Annotated in this window: 12 protein-coding genes; 6 read left to right on the top strand and 6 right to left on the bottom strand. The window is 66.1% G+C overall.

The features are described 5' to 3' along the window. Position 1 precedes the first annotated feature (1 nt). Positions 2-751, top strand: coding sequence for a hypothetical protein (locus K368_RS0107170; RefSeq protein ID WP_036266051.1), 750 nt, complete (start codon positions 2-4; stop codon positions 749-751). A 13-nt stretch (positions 752-764) separates the two neighbouring features. After that, positions 765-983: a SlyX family protein gene (locus K368_RS0107165; RefSeq protein ID WP_027171785.1), complete on the top strand. Its 219-nt coding sequence runs from the start codon at positions 765-767 to the stop codon at positions 981-983. A gap of 383 nt (positions 984-1366) precedes the next feature. Here the strand turns inward: K368_RS0107165 and K368_RS25540 are convergent, their stop codons facing one another. Both K368_RS25540 and K368_RS0107155 read right to left on the bottom strand, forming a co-directional pair. After that, positions 1367-3613: a calcium-binding protein gene (locus K368_RS25540; protein WP_051439800.1), complete on the bottom strand. Its 2247-nt coding sequence runs from the start codon at positions 3611-3613 to the stop codon at positions 1367-1369. 387 nt (positions 3614-4000) lie between these two features. Continuing rightward, a complete protein-coding gene (locus tag K368_RS0107155) occupies positions 4001-5431 on the bottom strand; it encodes a TAXI family TRAP transporter solute-binding subunit (RefSeq protein WP_036266049.1) in 1431 nt (476 codons plus the stop codon). 203 nt (positions 5432-5634) lie between these two features. On the opposite strand from K368_RS0107155, the gene K368_RS24175 reads away from it, so the two are divergent. From K368_RS24175 to K368_RS0107140, 3 genes are all read left to right on the top strand, one after another. Next, positions 5635-6222 (top strand): RecX family transcriptional regulator, encoded by a 588-nt coding sequence (locus K368_RS24175; RefSeq protein WP_036266047.1) that lies wholly within the window; start codon positions 5635-5637, stop codon positions 6220-6222. A gap of 262 nt (positions 6223-6484) precedes the next feature. After that, positions 6485-7699 (top strand): putative DNA modification/repair radical SAM protein, encoded by a 1215-nt coding sequence (locus tag K368_RS0107145; protein ID WP_027171783.1) that lies wholly within the window; start codon positions 6485-6487, stop codon positions 7697-7699. Positions 7700-7776: 77 nt separating this feature from the next. Beyond that, a complete protein-coding gene (locus K368_RS0107140; protein WP_245259528.1) occupies positions 7777-9186 on the top strand; it encodes a UdgX family uracil-DNA binding protein in 1410 nt (469 codons plus the stop codon). Positions 9187-9307: 121 nt separating this feature from the next. Here the strand turns inward: K368_RS0107140 and K368_RS0107135 are convergent, their stop codons facing one another. The 3 genes from K368_RS0107135 to K368_RS0107125 are packed head-to-tail and all read right to left on the bottom strand — an operon-like array spanning position 9308 to position 12878. After that, positions 9308-9493 (bottom strand): hypothetical protein, encoded by a 186-nt coding sequence (locus K368_RS0107135; RefSeq protein WP_027171781.1) that lies wholly within the window; start codon positions 9491-9493, stop codon positions 9308-9310. Next, on the bottom strand, positions 9490-10665 hold the full coding sequence (locus K368_RS24170) for a PepSY domain-containing protein (RefSeq protein WP_051439799.1): 1176 nt from the start codon (positions 10663-10665) through the stop codon (positions 9490-9492). Before K368_RS24170 ends, K368_RS0107135 begins: the two co-directional genes overlap by 4 nt. Positions 10666-10667: 2 nt before the next feature. Continuing rightward, positions 10668-12878 (bottom strand): TonB-dependent siderophore receptor, encoded by a 2211-nt coding sequence (locus K368_RS0107125; protein ID WP_197030992.1) that lies wholly within the window; start codon positions 12876-12878, stop codon positions 10668-10670. A 277-nt stretch (positions 12879-13155) separates the two neighbouring features. Here K368_RS0107125 and K368_RS0107120 point away from each other — a divergent pair, with 277 nt between their 5' ends. Further along, positions 13156-14013: an AraC family transcriptional regulator gene (locus K368_RS0107120; protein ID WP_027171779.1), complete on the top strand. Its 858-nt coding sequence runs from the start codon at positions 13156-13158 to the stop codon at positions 14011-14013. A 144-nt stretch (positions 14014-14157) separates the two neighbouring features. Here the strand turns inward: K368_RS0107120 and K368_RS25535 are convergent. After that, a partial coding sequence (locus tag K368_RS25535) for an Ig-like domain-containing protein (RefSeq protein ID WP_051439797.1) occupies positions 14158-17319 on the bottom strand: 3162 nt, incomplete at its 5' end.

Genomic DNA, 17319 nt, shown 5'->3' with positions numbered 1-17319 from the left:
GATGCCCTACACCGTTGCCGCCCTCTACCGCTTCGTCTCCCTGCCCGACGCCGCCGACCTGCGCGACGCGTTGGAGCAGCGCTGCACCGCGCTCGGCATCCTCGGCACGCTCCTGCTCGCGCGGGAGGGAATCAACGGCACCATCGCGGGCAGCGAGGCCGGCATGGCCACGCTCCTGGCGGAGATGCGGGACGGCCCGCTCTTCGGCGGGCGCTTGGACAATCTCGACGTGAAGCTCTCGAGCGCGGACGCAGCGCCGTTCGGCCACCTCAAGGTGCGGGTGAAGCGGGAGATCGTGACCTTCGACGACGGCGCCACCGATGCGGGCGAGGCGGGGATTCCCGTGCCGCCCAAAGCGTGGAACGCGCTCCTCGATACGCCGGGCCTGCTCCTCCTCGACACCCGCAACGCCTTCGAGGTCAATCTCGGCACGTTCGAGGGCGCTACCGACCCGCTCTTGTCCCGGTTCTCGGATTTCCGGGCCTATGTCGACGCCCTCGACCCCGCCGAACATCCGGCGGTGGCGATGTTCTGCACCGGCGGCATCCGCTGCGAGAAGGCCGGGGCCTACATGCGCACCAAGGGGTTCGCCGCGGTCCACCATCTCGAGGGCGGCATCCTGCGCTATCTCGAGACGATCCCCGAGGCGGAGAGCCGCTGGCGCGGCGACTGCTTCGTCTTCGACCACCGCATCGCCCTGGGGCCCGGCCTGGTCGAGCGGCCGGACCATGCCCCCGAAACGCTGCGATGAGGCGGGACCAGCCATGACCGATCACGACACGCTGTCCGCCCGCATCGATGCCCTGGAGATGCGGCTGACCGAGCAGGACGTGGTCCTCGACGACCTCAACACGACGATCACCGCGCAATGGCGCCAGATCGATGCCCTGACGCGCCACCTCACCAAGCTGGTGGAGCAGGTCGAGGAAGCCGGCGCCCGCACCGGAACCGGCGCCCCGGAGCCACCCCCGCCGCATTATTGAGGACCGACCGAGCCATTCAGGCTGACCGGCACCGATATTCCCACAACTCGCCGTCGTAAATCTCGCGGGATGCGCCGCCCTGCCCTCCAAACCGGAAACACCGACAACGCATAGGGCGCAACGAGAAGACCAAAGCCTGTGTAGCCCATAGTCCTCGTAGGGAGAGGGACGCGGTCTGCCTGAAGCAGCAGAGGGGTAAATCTAAGAGGGCTGACGAGGGGGAGGTCCGCGTTGCGGTCCTCGTGGCGGGGCTCCGTCGCCGGCGACCCGCCACGAGTGCCGTGGTCGGGTGGCAGGCCGCCGCCACCAGCGCGGAGGAGGCGGCCCTTCCGACATGAGAAGGGGCTGCCTGGACGGCAACCCCACCTTGGATTGCGAGCGGATCAGACCACGAACGATCCGTTGTCCAAGGTCTGATGGCCCTGGAGGAGAACGGCGAAGTCCGCCGCTCCATCTCCATCGGTGTCACCCTGTACGAGGGTGTTGCCGCCACCGAACTTCGTGCGCAGCTCGCCGGCCTGACCCGAGAACGCGTCCGTCCCGACGAACTGGAAACCCTGGTCTCCGGCCTGTCCGAGATTCGCATCGATCCCGCTGAGGTCGATGCGATCGCCCTCGGCGAAGTCGAAGTCCTTGATGATGTCGCGTCCGGACACCGCGACGTCACTGTCGGTGATCGCCTTGAACACGAACGTGTCGGCCCCGTCGCGGCCGAAGAGGAGATCACGGCCGTCATCGCCATAGATCGCGTTGTCGCCGGCATTGCCGTAGATCTGATTGCGACCGGCATTTCCGTTGGCGGTCAAATCATCGGTACCGTAGAGCACCAGTTTTTCGATGTTGGTTTCCATCGTGTAGCTGACGCTGGACCGAACGGTGTCGAAGCCTTGGCCAGGTTGTTCGATGGCATGATCACCCGCATCGTCGATGGCGTAGGTATCGTCGCCGGACCCACCGCGCATGACGTCCGCGCCGGTGCCACCGACCAGAGTGTCATCGCCGTCGCGTCCAGCCAGGCGGTCATCCCCGGCCCCGCCATCCAGGCGGTTATCGCTGCCGTTGCCAATGAGGCTGTTGTCGCCGTCGTTGCCGGTGGCATCGATGGCATCGGCCCCACTGAGAATGACGCTCTCCAGGTTGGCGCCTAGGCTGTAATCGACCACTGAACGAACAGTATCGTTGCCTTCACCGACGCCTTCGGTGACTTGGTCACCTGCGGAACCTACGATGTACATGTCATCGCCGGCACCGCCAATCATGACGTCGTCGCCGATGCCGCCGACGAGGACATCGTTTCCGCCTCCGCCGGTGAGGAGATCGTTCCCAGCTCCACCCGCGAGGCGGTTGTCACTGACATTACCGGTGATGCTGTTGTCGAGGGCGTTGCCGGTTCCGTCGATGGTGCCGGTGCCGGTGAGAACGAGGTTTTCGATGGTGTCGGGCAGGGTGTAGGTGATGGACGACAGAACGGTGTCGGTGCCTTCGTCGACGCCTTCGACGACCGTGTCGCCGAGGGAATCGACGATGTAGCTGTCGTTGCCGAGGCCGCCGACCATGGTGTCGTTACCGGCACCGCCGACGAGGAAATCGTTGCCGGTTCCGGCGGTGATCGTGTCGTTGCCCTGGCCTGCGTTGTAGTAGAAATCCTGCCCGGCGCGGAAAGGCGGGAAGAACGTCAGCGCGTCGTCACCGCTGGTCCCGAGCACGACGCCCTCGAACGTATTGCCGCGCTGTGTGCCGGAGACGAGGTCGCGGACGTCGAAGGTGATTCCCTGCGTACCGGCAACGAAGGTGATGCCCTCATCGTCGTAGCGGGAGATGGGACCGGTCAGGTTTCCGTCGGCATCCTCTGCCTGTACGCGGACTGCGAGCCCGCCATCCTGATTGGTCAGGCTGCCGGCATCGTTGGTGTTGCCATTGCCCACTTCGGCCGATGTGAAGGTCAGGCGAACGTTGCCGGCACCGCCGTCGACGCGATCGAACCGGACGGTGTCGTTGCCGTCGCCGAGATTCACCTGGTCGCTGCCGTCGGTGGCGACGTTGACGCCGAAGGTGTCGTCGCCGGCGCCACCGAAGACGGTGTCGATCCCGGAGCCGCCGCCGATCGTGTCGTCGCCGGCGCCCGTCGATATGACGTTGTCGCCGCCGCCGCCATAGACGACATCGTCGGCCGACCCGGTTGTGAGCGTGTCGTTTCCGTTTCCACCCGTCAGCTGCGCCCGGACATTGCCGGTATCGACGACATTGTCGCCGGTGTCGGACAGGTTGAAGTTCACCGCCTCAAAGCTTTTGATGACGGTCCCATCGGACGCCCTGCCGGTGCCGTTCTCGTTCAGCGTCAAGGTAATGGGTGTCCCTGAACCGACGACCGGGCCGTTGAAATTGAAATTCACCGACAGAAAATCGTTGCCCTCACCGCCGACCAGACGATCGAGCTTTCCGCCCGTGACGTTGTCGTCTCCGGATCCGGCGTTGACGACATCACGCCTGGGATCGATGGAGCCTGCGAATATGTTTGCGGGGCGATCGACCGAGTCGATCGTATCGTTGCCTCCGCGGCCATTGATGATGTCTTCGTCCTCGGTGCCGTTCAGAATATTGTCGCCGTTATCGCCATTGATCGTAGCCATTGCGTCGTCTCCCTTGCTCGCTGCCTGAGATGCACGTTCGGCTCTCAGGCTTGCGGTCGGGCTGTTACGGATGGTTAACTACGATGGTTTCAGAACCTAGGAATAATATTCATTGATCGTTGATATTATCTCTTGTTAAGCGTGGCAGTTCATTTCGGCAGTAGCTCGAAATTATTTCTTAGATTTTCATGGATTAAAACGAGGATTGCTCACGAATTCCAGCCGAGAGGCTCGTTTTCATATTCCGTCTCCATCGAATACGCACCGCCCCATGCGCTCGACGCGCATGCCTTCAACGGGGCGTCGAAAATCGGCTCCCTTGCGGCCGGGATCGCACCTGGAACAGTGCCACACCTCGACGAGATGAAGCGACAGGGGAAGCCGCGCCTATTCCGCCGCCGGCCGATCCAGCCTGAGGAGGCGCGCGGACCGTGTCCGCAGGGGACGGCGCTCGGGCTCGGCGCCGGTGACGAGGGAGCGGCGGGCGTCCGCGATGGCGCCGTGCACGGCGTCGATGGCCAGGATCAGGGCGTTCATCGCGCGGGTGTCGACGTTGCGCTCGCGGGCGTGCTGGACGACGTCGGTGACGAGGTCGTCGGTCTCGCGAACGAGACCGTCGAGCTGCTCCCTCGTGGTGGCCGAGCGGATGTCCCTGAGGATGTCGAGCAGCCGGTCGAGGACCACGTCCACGCGCTCGCGGCGCTGGCGGGCGAGGCGCTGGCCGAGCCAGGCGATGCCGGAGCCGATCGTGCCGCCGAAGAAGGCGAGCAGGTAGACGTAATCCTCATAGCGCTCGAACAGGGTCTGTTGCTCGCGCTCGAAATAATCCACCGCGCCCGGATGGTTGGGCAGGCGGGCGCTGGTGGCGGCCACCGACGTCTCGAAATCCGGGGCCTTCATCAGGTTGGCGATGGGCGCGCCGGGCGCCAGCTTCGAGCGCCATTCGAACAGGTGCTGGGTGACGGAGGCCACCGAGTAGCGGCTCACCCCGCCCCGCGCCATCAGCCGGTAGGAGGCGCCCACCGTCTTCACGTCCTCGTCGGGGCGCTTGGGCCGGCCGCCGAACGTGCCGGCGGGAATCGTCGCCGATTGCAGTTCCGGCATCCGCTGCACGATGGCGTCGCCATCGGGGACGGAGACGATGGTGATCTTCTTCTCGTGGGAGGCCATCTCCACCGCCCGGACCGTGGAGATCGCGGCCTTCGAGGTCGGCGCCGCGATGACGGCGACGGCGTCCACGGTGCCGGCCTGCAGCGCGGCGGTCACCTCGCCGGGCTTGAGCGGCACCAGGGCGATGTGGCCGGCGGCGAGGGCCTGGCCGGGCTCGGGCGCCGGCACGGCGGTGAAATCGTAGAAGCTGAGAAGGTTGGTGACGAAGGGCCGGTCGGCCGCGTGCCGTTCGACGATGCCGAGGCGCTTGGTCGCGAGGTCGGGGAAGCTTTCGATCGCGCTGGCCTCGGGGGTGGCGATGAGGAGCGTCTCCTCGTGAAGGAGCGCAAGCGTCAGGCCGTTATCGGGCAGGAACACGTCGGGCCGGACCACGGCGAGATCGGCATTCCCGGCCTGGAGCGCCGCGGCGCTGTCGCGCACGTCGTCATAGGTCCGCACGTTGAGGCGCACGTCCTCCCGCGCCCGCTTGAGGGCCTGGGCATAGGTTTCGAGCAGTTGCGCCTCGGCCCCGTCGCGCGGACCGACCGCCACGGTGAGCACCGTCGGGCGCGACAGGTAGACCACGGCGGCCGCGAGGACGGCGAAGCCGAGTCCGAGGGCGACGAGGAGCCACTCGCGCTTCAGGAGGAATGCCGGCATGACATGCATGCGTCCTCTCGGGGTAAGACAGGCAACCGGTTCACGGTCGAGACGATGCGCCTCATGATCCTGAAACCTGTCCGAAGCGTGATGAACCGATGAGCGCTCGAAACGTTGCGGCGGGACCGCGTGCATCTTCGCCCGAAGCCGATTCTCGTAAAGCAAAAGCCGCGCCCCGCGAGGCAAAGCCCGCGCCCCGCGAGGCAAAGCCCATGCCCCGCGAGGCGAAACCCACGCTCCGCGAGACGAAACCCACGCCGCCGGTCACGGCCGCGTATCTGGAGCGCGTCGCCCTGCAGTATCTGGAGCGCTACAGCGCCTCCGTGGCGATGCTGCGCCAGACCATGGAGCGCCGGGTCGCCAAGCGGTGCCGGCTCCGGGGCGAAGACCCCGCAGCCTTCGCCGAGACCATCGCCGCCATCGTGGAACGCGCCCGTTCCTCCGGCCTCGTGGACGATGCCCGGTTCACCGCCGCGCGGGCGGCGACCCTGCGACGGCGCGGCGCCTCCGCCCGCGGCCTCTCGGCCAAGCTCGCCGCCAAGGGCGTCGACCGGACGCTGATCGCCGAAACCCTGGAGACCGAGCGCGACCGGGGCGAGGAACAAGGCACGAATGCCGAGGAGGACGCGGCCCGTGCCTATGCCAAGCGCCGCCGCCTCGGCCCGTTCCGGCGCCCCGACCTCCGCGCCGCCCATCGCGACAAGGATCTCGCCTCCCTGGCGCGGGCCGGGTTCTCGTACGGACTGGCGAAGACGATTGTCGATGAGGAGGTGACCGCGGAGGAGGGCTTCCACCGGTGATGGAGGTGAACAGCGTTTCCGCCTCTCCTCATACGTCTACGGCATTCACACCTTTCGCGGGTTGTGCGGCCCTCCTCCCCCTTGTGGGGAGGAGATGGAGGTGGGGGTGGTTGGTCGACCCTCAGCCGGCGGAGGCCAGCGGCGCCACCCCCACTCTAATCTCTCCCCACAAGGGGGAGAGGGGGCCTGCGCACGCTGCGACATTTCCGACCCGCCCCGACAAAAACTTGAACGAAACACGAACGACGCGCATGTCCCTGTCATGGACGAGACCCTCGCCAAGAAGCTGCGCATCCTGGCCGATGCCGCGAAATACGACGCGTCCTGCTCCTCGTCGGGCGCACCCAAACGCGTGGCCGGCAAAGGCGAACTCGGCTCGACCACCGGCGCCGGCATCTGCCACGCCTACACGCCGGACGGGCGCTGCATCTCGCTCCTGAAGATCCTGCTGACCAATTACTGCCTGTTCGACTGCGCCTATTGCGTGAACCGGCGCTCCTCCAACGTCGCCCGCGCCAAGTTCACCGTCGAGGAGGTCGTGACCCTCACGGTGGAGTTCTACAAGCGCAACTACATCGAGGGCCTGTTCCTCTCGTCGGGGATCATCAAGTCGCCCGACCACACGATGGAACTGCTGACGCGGGTGGCGAAGTCCCTGCGGCGCGACCACGGCTTTCGCGGCTACATCCACCTCAAGTCGATCCCCGAGGCGAGCCCGTGGCTCGTGGAGGAGGCCGGCCTCTACGCCGACCGGCTTTCGATCAACCTCGAACTCCCCACCGATGCCAGCCTGCACCGGCTGGCACCGGAGAAGAACGGCCCGGTCATCCAGAACGCGATGAAGCAGATCGGCGCGCGGATCACAGAAGCCAAGGCGGAGAAGCGCCGCTTCTCGCCCGCCGGCCAGTCGACGCAGGTCATCGTCGGCGCGGACACCACCACCGACGAGGCGCTGATCCGCAAGAGCGCCCTTCTCTACGGCTCGTTCAACCTCAAGCGGGTCTATTACTCGGCCTTCAGCCCGATCCCCGACGGCTCCGCCATCCTGCCGCTGAAATCCCCGCCGCTCCAGCGCGAGCACCGGCTCTACCAGGCCGATTGGCTGATCCGATACTACGACTTCTCCGCCGACGACGTGGCGGACGCTGCCGAGGACGGCATGTTCTCCCTCGACATCGACCCGAAACTGGCCTGGGCCCTGAAGCACAGGGGCCGCTTCCCCGTGGATGTGAACGTCGCCGACCGGGAGATGCTGCTGCGGGTGCCGGGCCTCGGTGCCCGTGCCGTCGACAAGATCGTGAAGGCGCGCCGCCACACGCGGCTGCGTCTCGACGACGTCGCCCGGCTCACCTCCGGCCTCAAGCGCGCCCGACCCTTTCTGATCGCCGCCGATTATCACCCAGGCCCCGGCGGCACCGACAGGCTGGACCTGCGCGCCAAGCTCGTCGAGCCGGCGCGGCAGCTGAGCCTGTTCTGACGGTGCCGGATGACACGCCGCTCTTCCCTGCCCCCTCTGCGGGGGAGGAGGGAGGGTCGGGAGGATCCCTCCAGACGATGGCCCTTCGCGACGGCGCCGACCTCGACGGCTTTCGCGCTGCGGCCCGGCGCCTCGCCGCCGCATCGGTTCCGCCCGACGCGGTGGTCTGGTCGATCGGCGAGGCGCCCGGCCTGTTCGCCCTGGACACCGGCGGCGACGCCGGCACCGAGGTTCCGCTGAGCCTGCCCCGCGCGGTGGCCGACCTGATCCGCATGGTCGTCCCGCACCGCGACCCCGAGCGCTACGCCCTGCTCTATGCCCTGATCTGGCGCGTCACCCACGGCGAGCGCGGGTTGATGGAGGTGGGAAGCGACCCGCTGGTCCATCGTCTCGACCGGATGCGCAAGGCCATCGCCCGCGACCTGCACAAGATGCACGCCTTCCTGCGCTTCCGACGGACGGAGGCCGACGGGGTCGAGCGCTTCGTCGCCTGGTTCGAGCCGGACCACCACATCCTGGAGGCGGCGAGCACGTTCTTCGTCGCGCGGTTCCGCTCCCTGCATTGGTCGATCCTGACGCCGGACGGCTCGGCGCATTGGGACGGCGACGCTCTGACCTTCGGCCCGCCGGGACGTCGCGAGGATGCGCCCGAAGCAGATGGGTTCGAGGCCGGCTGGCGCGATTACTACGAGAGTACGTTCAACCCCGCCCGCACCAACCTCGCCGCCATGCGGGCGGAGATGCCGAAGAAATACTGGCGCAACATGCCCGAGACCGCGGCGATCCCCGGCCTCGTCCGCGCCGCGACGGCCCGCACGGAGGCGATGATCGAGAGGGAACCGCAGATGCCGACAAAGCGAAACCCCGCCAAGGCCGTCGCCGCGATGTCCGACCAGGACCCAGCCTCCCTGGAGGAACTCAACGCCATCATCCGGCGCTCGGAGCCCCTGGTGCCGGGTGCGACCCAGGCGGTCCTCGGCGAAGGGCCCGCCCACGCCGCCATCGCCTTCGTCGGCGAACAGCCGGGCGACCAGGAGGACCGGCAGGGCCGGCCCTTCGTGGGGCCCGCCGGACAGCTCCTGTCCCGCGCCATGGCGGATGCGGGCATCCAGCGGAACGCGGCCTACCTCACCAATGCGGTCAAGCATTTCAAGTTCGAGGAGCGCGGCAAGCGTCGCATCCACCAGAAACCCACCGCCGGGGAGGTGAGCCATTACCGCTGGTGGCTCGATCGGGAGCTGGATTTCGTCGCGCCCAAACTCGTCGTGGCCCTGGGTGCCACCGCCGTCCTGGCCTTGACGGGCAAGGCGATCCCCATCACCCGCGCGCGCGGACCCGCCTCCTTCGGCAAGGCCTATGAGGGGTTCATCACCGTGCACCCCTCCTATCTCCTGCGCCTGCCCGACGAGGCGAAAGACGACGCCTACGCGGCCTTCGTCGCCGATCTGAAACGGGTCGGAGATTTAGCACGCGAGTTGGCGGGCTAGCCAAGTGCTGGCGGCGACGCCGGGTGGTCGGAGGCAGGAGTTTGCAGGATGACCGTGATCGAGGGGGCGGTGAAGGCCACTCCCGCGACGCTGCGCGGATCTGGCGACACCTGCCTTGATGCTACGTCCTTCGCGAACGAAAGCCTTCGTAGGTCATATAGATCAAGATTCCGGCCAATACGGCGCTGGCCAGGCTGTCCCAGACTCCATCGACGACCAGCGCGATCAGCAGGCTGAGCAGGGTCAAAGCCGCAAGGATCGATGGAATGGCCCAGACCCGGGATCGGATGAGCGGCCGCGTCTTCATTCCGCGGCTCCTGCACGAGACAATCCGGCGCCGGTCCGCGCCCGGTCGCCGGCCGTCCTCGATCGCCTGCGGGCGATCCAGAGATACAGCCCGCTGCAGAGCACGACGATGGTCGCGAGATCGAGAAGCGCCCAGACGATTTTCAGGGGAAGGCCTCCGTAATCGCCGAAATGCAGGGGTTGCGAGACCAGCAGGGCCTGGATGTACCAGGGCATCGCGCGCATGTCGGTGAGCTCGCCGGTCTCGGCGTCGATCAGGGCGGGCTTGAGCAGCCGCGAGGTCAACGGTGTGTCGCCGGCCATGAACACGGCGTAGTGATTGTTGCTGCTCACGACGGTGCCGGGATAGGCGACGAAGCGAGGGCTCATGTTCGGTGCCGCGGCCTTGGCCGTCGCCACCGCCTCGGCGATGGAGGCGAGGCGGACGGGGCGCGGAGCGTCGCGATAGGGGGCCGTCATCTCGGCGAGCTGGCCGAATTGCCAGACCTTCAGCATGAGGTCGGCCCAGGTGTTCACCACCCCCGTGCCCCCGACGATCAGCGCCCAGCACAAGGTCGCGACGCCGACGAGGTTGTGCCAGTCGAGCCACTTGATCCGCCGCGTCCGGGCGCGGCGGACGGTCCCGAAGTCGAGCTTTCGCATGAACGGCCCGTAGAGGACGATGCCGGAGACGATCGCCATCACGAAGAGGAAGCCCATCGCGCCGAGGAAGAGCTTGCCGCCGAGGCCGAGGAACATGTCGACATGCAGCTGCAGCAGGAAGCCGACGGGGCCTTCGTTCGGCTTGGGCTCCCGCAGAAGGGCGGCGTTGCGCCGGTCGAGGGACAGGATCGTCATGTCCGACGGAGGTGAACGGACGTCCCGCGCGAGATTGACGAAGGCGACATCCGGCTCGTCGTGATCGAAGACGAGGTACTGGACCACGAGCCCGGGCTTCGAGGCCATGGCGGTGGCGACGACCGTGTCCAACGACACGTGCGTCGTCCCCGCCGGCATCGCCGGCACCTCGGGCTCGTAGCCGAGGAAGCCGTTGAGCTCGTGATGGAAGATCAGCGGCAGGCCCGTCAGGCACAGCATCAGCATGAAGACCATGCTGATGAGGCTCGTCCAGCTATGGACGAACGACCAGAGCCGGAAGGCTCGCAGGCGCGGCGCGTCGGGGCCCGTCGCCATCGTCAGAAGTCCAGCTGGGCCGAGACGAGGTAGGTCCGGGGCGCTCCCAGCGTGAGGAACCCGTTTCCGGTGGACGCCCAGTAATTCTCGCCCGACACGTTCTCCACCGTGGCCCGCACCGTCACGGGTTTGCCCCACGTGCCGAGGAACGTGTAGCGGAGGCCGGCATCAAACCGCGTCCAATCCGGGATGCGCTGCAGATTGGTCTGATCGTAGTATTGGGACGCGGTGTGGATGACCCGGCCGGTCAGGGTCAGGCCGCGCGGCAACCAGGGCGGCAGGTCGTATTCGCCGTAGAGGCTGATCGTGGTGCCGGGGACACCGGGCGCGACGTTGCCGTCGAAGGCTCCGCCCTCGGTCCGCACCAGGCGACCGTCGGTGAAGGCGATGCCCCCGATGAGGCGCGCGCCCGGCGCGATCTCGCCGAACAGACTGAACTCGATCCCCCGGTTCCGCTGCAGGCCGTTGAGCGCATAGTTCCGCGTCGCCGGGTCCTGGAAGGCGTTCGGCTGGTTGATCTCGAACAGGGCGGCGCTGACACCGACGACGCCGAAATCGTACTTCACGCCGATCTCCTTCTGGTCGGCGATGGTCGGCGGGAGCGCCTGGTTCGGGTTGCTCGCCGTGACCGGCGAGGCGCCGCTCGAGAGCAGGCCTTCGATGTAGTTGCCGTAGAGGGAGAGGTGCTCCAGCGGCTTGACGACGAGGCCGACCGCCGGCGTCCAGGCGACCTTGTCGTAGCTCGACGTGGCGTCACCGAAGCTGGGGCTGCCGGGCGAGAAGTCGTAGCCCTTGACCCCGATCTGCTGGAAGCGGCCACCCACGGTGAGGAGTACCCGCTCGTCGAGGGACGACAGGGTGTCGGCGAAGGCGACGCTGCGGTTGATCTGCATGGAGCCACGGGCATTCCCGATATCGATGTCGGTATAGGCCGGGGCCGCGATGGAGAGCGGGCTGTAGATGTTCGAGACGCCGCCGGGCAGGAATTGCACGGCTTTCGGATAGTTCGTCGTGCTCCAGAAACCGACGGCGGAAACGCTGGCCCGGTGCGCGATGGGTCCCGTCTGGAACCGGGTCCGCAGGCCGGCCTCGGCCGAGTAGGATTCGGTGACGTATTGCTGCCGGGCGAACGGGCCGGCGACACCCCCCATCGACGTCACCAGGGTCTGGAAGCTGGCGAGCGCGCTTTCCTGGGTCGAGTGTCCGCCGAAACCGGCATAGAGCGTGGTATCGGGGGTGAGGTCGTATTCGGCACGGAAGGTACCGAACTTGGTCTCGGTCCGCTGGAATTCGTAGGGCTGGTTCTGGTTGAGGGTGAGATTGGGCGCCCTCGGGATCTGGATGCCGGGCGCCACCGTGAGGAACGACCGGTTCCGGCGGTAATCGTCGACCTGATAGCCGAAATCGGCGGAGAGGCGGACGCGGTCACCGCGATAATCGAGGCCGATCGAACCGAATCCCACTTCGAGCCGCTCGCGGTCGATGGCGGATTCGCCGTTGCGATAGACGCCGTTGACTCGCACGCCCCATTCCTTCGCATCGCCGAAGCGCCGGCCGATATCCACCGCCGTGCCGAATTGGCCCTGGGAGATGAAGAACGGCGTGATCCGGGTCAGCGGCTCGTCATAGGCGCGCTTGGGGATGAGGTTGATGCTGCCGCCGATGCCACCGATGGGGGCGATGCCGTTGACGAGGGCGCTCGGCCCCTTGAGGATCTCCACGCGCTCCACGTTGTAGATCGTCGGCCGGCGGCTATCGACCACGCCGTAGAGCCCGTCGAACGCGATATCGCTGGCATAGACCGGGAAACCGCGGATGTAGAACTGGTTGCCGGCGGCGCTCGTGCTGGACGTGACGGCGCGGACGGACGGATCGTTCGTGGCGACATCGATCAGGCTCTGGGCCTGCTGGTCCCGGACGAGGGTGTCGGTATAGCCGGTGATGTTGAAGGGCGTATCGAAGACGCTGCTGGTGCCGAGCACTCCGACCCGCGTACCGCTGGCGACCTGACCGCCGGCATACGGCGGCGGCGACGCGCCGATGATCCCGTTGGGGCTGCGGGAAGAGACGGCATCGACGCTCAACTGGTCGAGGGTCACGCTCCGCAGGGCGTCCTCGGCGGCGGCCGGACGCCCGATGCCGACCGTGATGAGTGTCCCGAGCGCGGCCCCCCTCAAGACCGAACAGAAGAGTGTTTCGAAATCGTCCCGCATCGTCGCCTCTCGCACCATCGCCGGCAATCGTGCTCTGCCGGCGCAGCGCCCTGATTACTCACCCAGGGCCGGGACGCGGTATTGAATTCCTGCGAAAAATACGCCTAGTCTGCCATTCAAGATGAGAAAGCGAAGATGCGCCGCCTCTGTTGCGGGATTACACAGTATAATTTGAATAATTACAAACTCTGTCGTTGAATAGCGATTGTCCATCGCGGCTCAACGATCCACTTCCGGTTGTGTTTTGACAAGGCAATCGTCCAACCGCAGCGAATGCATGACCACAGACCCTCCTCCACGGATCGTAGAAGCCACCCACGAGATCGTCCGCGCCGATCTCAGCCTCGATACGATCATGACCCGGTCGGATTACGAGGATTACGAGGGCGCCTACGAGAATACGGACACCCTCTGGATCCACCTCTGCACGAGCGGCGGCGGTCGCCTGCTTCGGAACAGCCGGACCCAGAAACTCGACGGCCTGTTCGTGCCGGGACGCGTGGGCCTGGGGGCACCCTATGACGGCGGCGAAGGGTTCGGGCCGCGCATGAGCCTGCTTGCCCTCGGGATCTCCGAGCGACGCCTGAAGCGGCTGGCCGCCGAGCTTCCGGGGGGCCGACTGGAGATCGAGGCGCTGGCGTCGACCTACCACGACGACCCCCTGCTGACGGCCACGTTGACCGCCATGTGGGAGGAAGCCGGGCTTCACGGTTTTGCCACGGCGTTCTTCGATCATGCCCTGGCCATCGTGGTGCACAGGCTGGCCCATGCCGCGTCCCGGCCCGAACCTGTCTCCGCACATGGGCTCACGGCGCGGCAGATGTCCGATGTCGTGGCGTTCATCGACGCCAGTCTCGGTGACGACCTGCGCGTGGCCGATCTCGCCCGCATCGCTGGGTTGAGCGAGCATTATTTCAGCCGTTGCTTCCAGGCCTCGGTGGGCGTGCCGCCCTACGCCTTCATCACTCGCCGTCGCCTCGATCGGGCGGCCGAGCTCCTCACGCGCTCCCCCCTCCCCGTCGCCTCGATCGCGGCTCTCGTCGGCTACGACGATCCGAGCCAGTTCTCGGCCGCCTTCAAGCGCTACAAGGCGATGGCGCCCCTCGCATGGAAGAGGCAGCAAGCGAACGGATAGGCCGGCACGGCGAGATCGTTCGAACCTGAAGCGATACGAAAGCTCCGCCGCCTTCCGGCAGCACGGTCCCCAAGACGAGGAAGCCCCGCGTGCCGGATCAGTGGCACACGGGGCTCGCTATAGCCTCACATGAGGCGGCCGATACTACAGCACGAAGTCGTTCGCATGCAGCGCGTCGATCGTGCCTCGCAGGACGATCTGGAAGTCCGCCTTGCCGTTTCCATCGACGTCACCCTCGATGATCGTCGAGCTTCCAGAGGCGACGGCGTGGAGTTCTCCCTTATGCTTGGTGAACGCCCCCTCGATGAAGGAGAAGGACTGGTCTGTCGCGGCTCCGCTCACGGCTTGAATGCCCGACAGGTCGATGTGATCGAGATCCACCTTGAAGTCCAGGATCGCATCGCGGTTCGCGGCGCCGCTGCCGCTATCGCTTAACGTCTTGAAGACGAAGGTATCGTTTCCTGCTCCACCCACCAGGGTGTCCTGACCCAGTCCACCGACGATCACGTCCTTGGCCGCTCCACCCACGATCGTATTGGCAAACTCGTTGCCCGTGAGCGTCAGACCCTTGGAACCGAAGGCTCGGAGAGCCTCGATCTCCACACCCGTCTCCAGCGCGTAGCTGACGCTGGCGTAGACCGTGTCGGTACCGGTCGTCTCGATCAGATGATCGTTCGCGTTGTCGACGTAGTAGCTATCGTTGCCTATGCCACCGGACAGCGTGTCCGCCCCTGTCTTGCCGTCGAGGATGTCGTTGCCCTCGGTTCCGACGATCCTGTTGGCGAAGTTGTTGCCGGTCAGCGTCAGCCCCGTCGAACCCGAGCCTTCGAGAGTCTCGATTTCCTGGCCCGCCTTCAGCGTGTAGCTGACGGACGCATGGACCGTGTCGTTACCGGCTTGAGCCGCCTCGGTCACCTGATCGGAGACATTGTCGACATAGTAGGTGTCGTCGCCCAAGTTGCCGAACAGCGCATCGATGCCGGCCTTGCCATCGATGATGTCGTTACCGGACGTTCCGACGATCCTGTTGTCGAACTCGTTGCCGGTCAGTGCGAGACCGACGATTCCGGAACCGCGGAGCACTTCGATTCCCTGGCCAGCCCCGAGGGTAAAGTTCACGCTGGTCCGCACGGTATCGGTGTCACCGCCCGGTGCCTCGATGACCTGGTCACCGATATTGTCGACGATGTAGGTGTCGGCACCGCCCAACCCGGTGAAGGTTTCGGCTCCGGTGGTGCCGCGGAACGTGTCACTGCCACTCGTGCCAGTGTAACCATCGATCGTCAGGGTACCGGCAGGATTGACCGCCGTCCCGCTGATGTCGAAGGGATTCCCGCTCACATCGGCGATCGAGGCTCCATTCAAGGAGACACCGGTGATCGCAAGGTCGCTGGAAATCTGGTCGACGAGCACCGTGTAGTCGAACACGAGGCTCGTCCCCGTCGATTTCTCCTGGCTGTAGAGTGCGGTCGTTCCATTGCTCAGGGTGAGCACCAGCGCGCCACCGTTCGAGACGATCACGGCTTCGGACATGGCCAAGGTGAAGGAGACGGTCTGACCCGTGACCAGCGTTCCCGAACCATCCGTGATGCCAGCACCGGAGACCGCCACGGTGAGTACCGTCGGTGCCAGGGTGTCGACGGTGAAGTTCCCCGTGCTGGCCGTGGTTCCGGTATTGCCGGCCACGTCCGTGTACTGGGTGGAGAGGGTGACGACGTTGGTGCCGTCCTCGGAATTGGCGGTCGGGGTCAGCGTCGCGGTATAGACGACCGACCCGTTCGGGCCGGCGGTGGGGCCGCTCAGCTCGCGCAGCTCGCCATTGCCGCTGACCAGGTCTCCGAGAGCGAAGCCCGCGACAGCCTCCGAGAAGGTAATCGTCACGGTCGCGGTCTCGCCGGCCACCAGTGAGGTATCGCTCAGCGTGATCGTGGCGGTCGGAGCCGTCCGATCGATGGTGAAGGTTGTACCGACCGTGTCCTGCTTGGTGTTTCCTGCGACGTCGGTGCTGCTGGTGGTCAGCGTGTAGGTGCCGTTGCTGAGTGGATCGAGACCCGATTCGGCGAAGGACACGATGAACAAGCCGTTCTCATTCGCCACCGCCGTACCGAGGAGTTCGCCATCCAGGAACACGTCGACCGTCGCACCGGCTTCAGCGGTTCCGAAGAAGTCCGGCGTCGCGTTGCTGGTGATCCCGTCGCCGGGCACGCCCTGATCGGAGCCCGACGCCAGTCCGATGGTGGCCACCGTCGTCGCACGATCGACCGTGGCGTTGAAGCTCTCGGTGGTGATGTTGCCGCTCGCATCCGTCACCGAAGCCGAGAACGTATAGTCCCGACCCTCAGCACCAGCCGAAGCAAGGATGGCGCTGACGTTCGTGGTGAAGGCGCCGTTCAGGACCGTGCCGGTCAGGGTGGTGACGAGTTCGTCACCATCAATCACGGCGACATGCACTTCCGTGCCGTTGGCGACACCACTGACGGATCCGCTGACCGAGAGGGTGTTGTCGCGCGTGATCTTGTCGGTGCCGCTTTGCCCATTGTCCGTCGAGATCGTGAACCCGCCAAGGGTCGCTGGTGCCGTATCGATGGCCAGGATCAGCGATCCGCCTTGCACCCCTGTATTGCCGACCAGATCGGTATAGTCGGCCCCGTTTCCACCGATCGACAGCGTCGCCGTGCCGGTGATGCCCGGTTTCGCCGTGAACTCTCCCGTCCAGGTGATACCGTCGTCGCTCGTCAGGGCTCCCAGCGTTCCAGTGGACGTGTCGTAGGCGACATCGCTGGCCTCGAAGCCTAGGACGGCCTCCGAGAAGGTGAAGGTCACCAGCGTAGTATTTCCGGCGACGTTGAGGCTTTCGTCAGCCGCGGTGATCGAGATCGCCGACGGGTTGACGGTATCGACCGGGACCGGATCGGACGCGGCGGAGGTCCCGGCATTGCCGGCGAGGTCCGCGAACGCCGTGAGGGTGACCTTGGCGTCGGTCGTGCTGTTGTTGGTGGCAGTGAAGGTGGCCGTGGCGGTGCGCCCGCCATCGGCAACGACGATCGAGTTCGGATCGATGCTGCCGCCGGTGACATCGAGGTCGAGAGAAGTCGGATCGACCGCTTCCGTGAAGGTGAAGGTCACCGTCGAGGTCAGGTTGCCGTCGCTGAAGCTGGCATCCCCGATCACGACCGTTGCCGTCGGGTTGACGGTGTCGACCGTGACCGGAGCGGACGCGGTGGAGGTGCCGTCATTGCCGGCGAGGTCCTTGAACTCCGTGAGGGTGACCTTGGCGTCGGTCGTGCTGTCGTCGGTGGCGATGAA

Origin of the sequence: Methylobacterium sp. 10, assembly GCF_000519085.1 — a bacterium.
Taxonomy (GTDB): Bacteria; Pseudomonadota; Alphaproteobacteria; order Rhizobiales; family Beijerinckiaceae; genus Methylobacterium.
This window is presented reverse-complemented; position numbering and strand designations above follow the sequence as displayed.

What these genes read in the sequence shown, in the direction of transcription:
- K368_RS24175 (WP_036266047.1), top strand. Translation starts at nt 5,635, where the DNA reads ATGCCCCGCGAGGCGAAACCCACGCTCCGCGAGACGAAACCCACGCCG.
- K368_RS24170 (WP_051439799.1), bottom strand. Translation starts at nt 10,665, where the DNA reads ATGGCGACGGGCCCCGACGCGCCGCGCCTGCGAGCCTTCCGGCTCTGG.
- K368_RS0107135 (WP_027171781.1), bottom strand. Translation starts at nt 9,493, where the DNA reads ATGAAGACGCGGCCGCTCATCCGATCCCGGGTCTGGGCCATTCCATCG.
- K368_RS0107140 (WP_245259528.1), top strand. Translation starts at nt 7,777, where the DNA reads ATGGCCCTTCGCGACGGCGCCGACCTCGACGGCTTTCGCGCTGCGGCC.
- K368_RS0107125 (WP_197030992.1), bottom strand. Translation starts at nt 12,878, where the DNA reads ATGCGGGACGATTTCGAAACACTCTTCTGTTCGGTCTTGAGGGGGGCC.
- K368_RS0107145 (WP_027171783.1), top strand. Translation starts at nt 6,485, where the DNA reads ATGGACGAGACCCTCGCCAAGAAGCTGCGCATCCTGGCCGATGCCGCG.
- K368_RS0107155 (WP_036266049.1), bottom strand. Translation starts at nt 5,431, where the DNA reads ATGCATGTCATGCCGGCATTCCTCCTGAAGCGCGAGTGGCTCCTCGTC.
- K368_RS0107120 (WP_027171779.1), top strand. Translation starts at nt 13,156, where the DNA reads ATGACCACAGACCCTCCTCCACGGATCGTAGAAGCCACCCACGAGATC.
- K368_RS0107165 (WP_027171785.1), top strand. Translation starts at nt 765, where the DNA reads ATGACCGATCACGACACGCTGTCCGCCCGCATCGATGCCCTGGAGATG.
- K368_RS25540 (WP_051439800.1), bottom strand. Translation starts at nt 3,613, where the DNA reads ATGGCTACGATCAATGGCGATAACGGCGACAATATTCTGAACGGCACC.
- K368_RS0107170 (WP_036266051.1), top strand. Translation starts at nt 2, where the DNA reads ATGCCCTACACCGTTGCCGCCCTCTACCGCTTCGTCTCCCTGCCCGAC.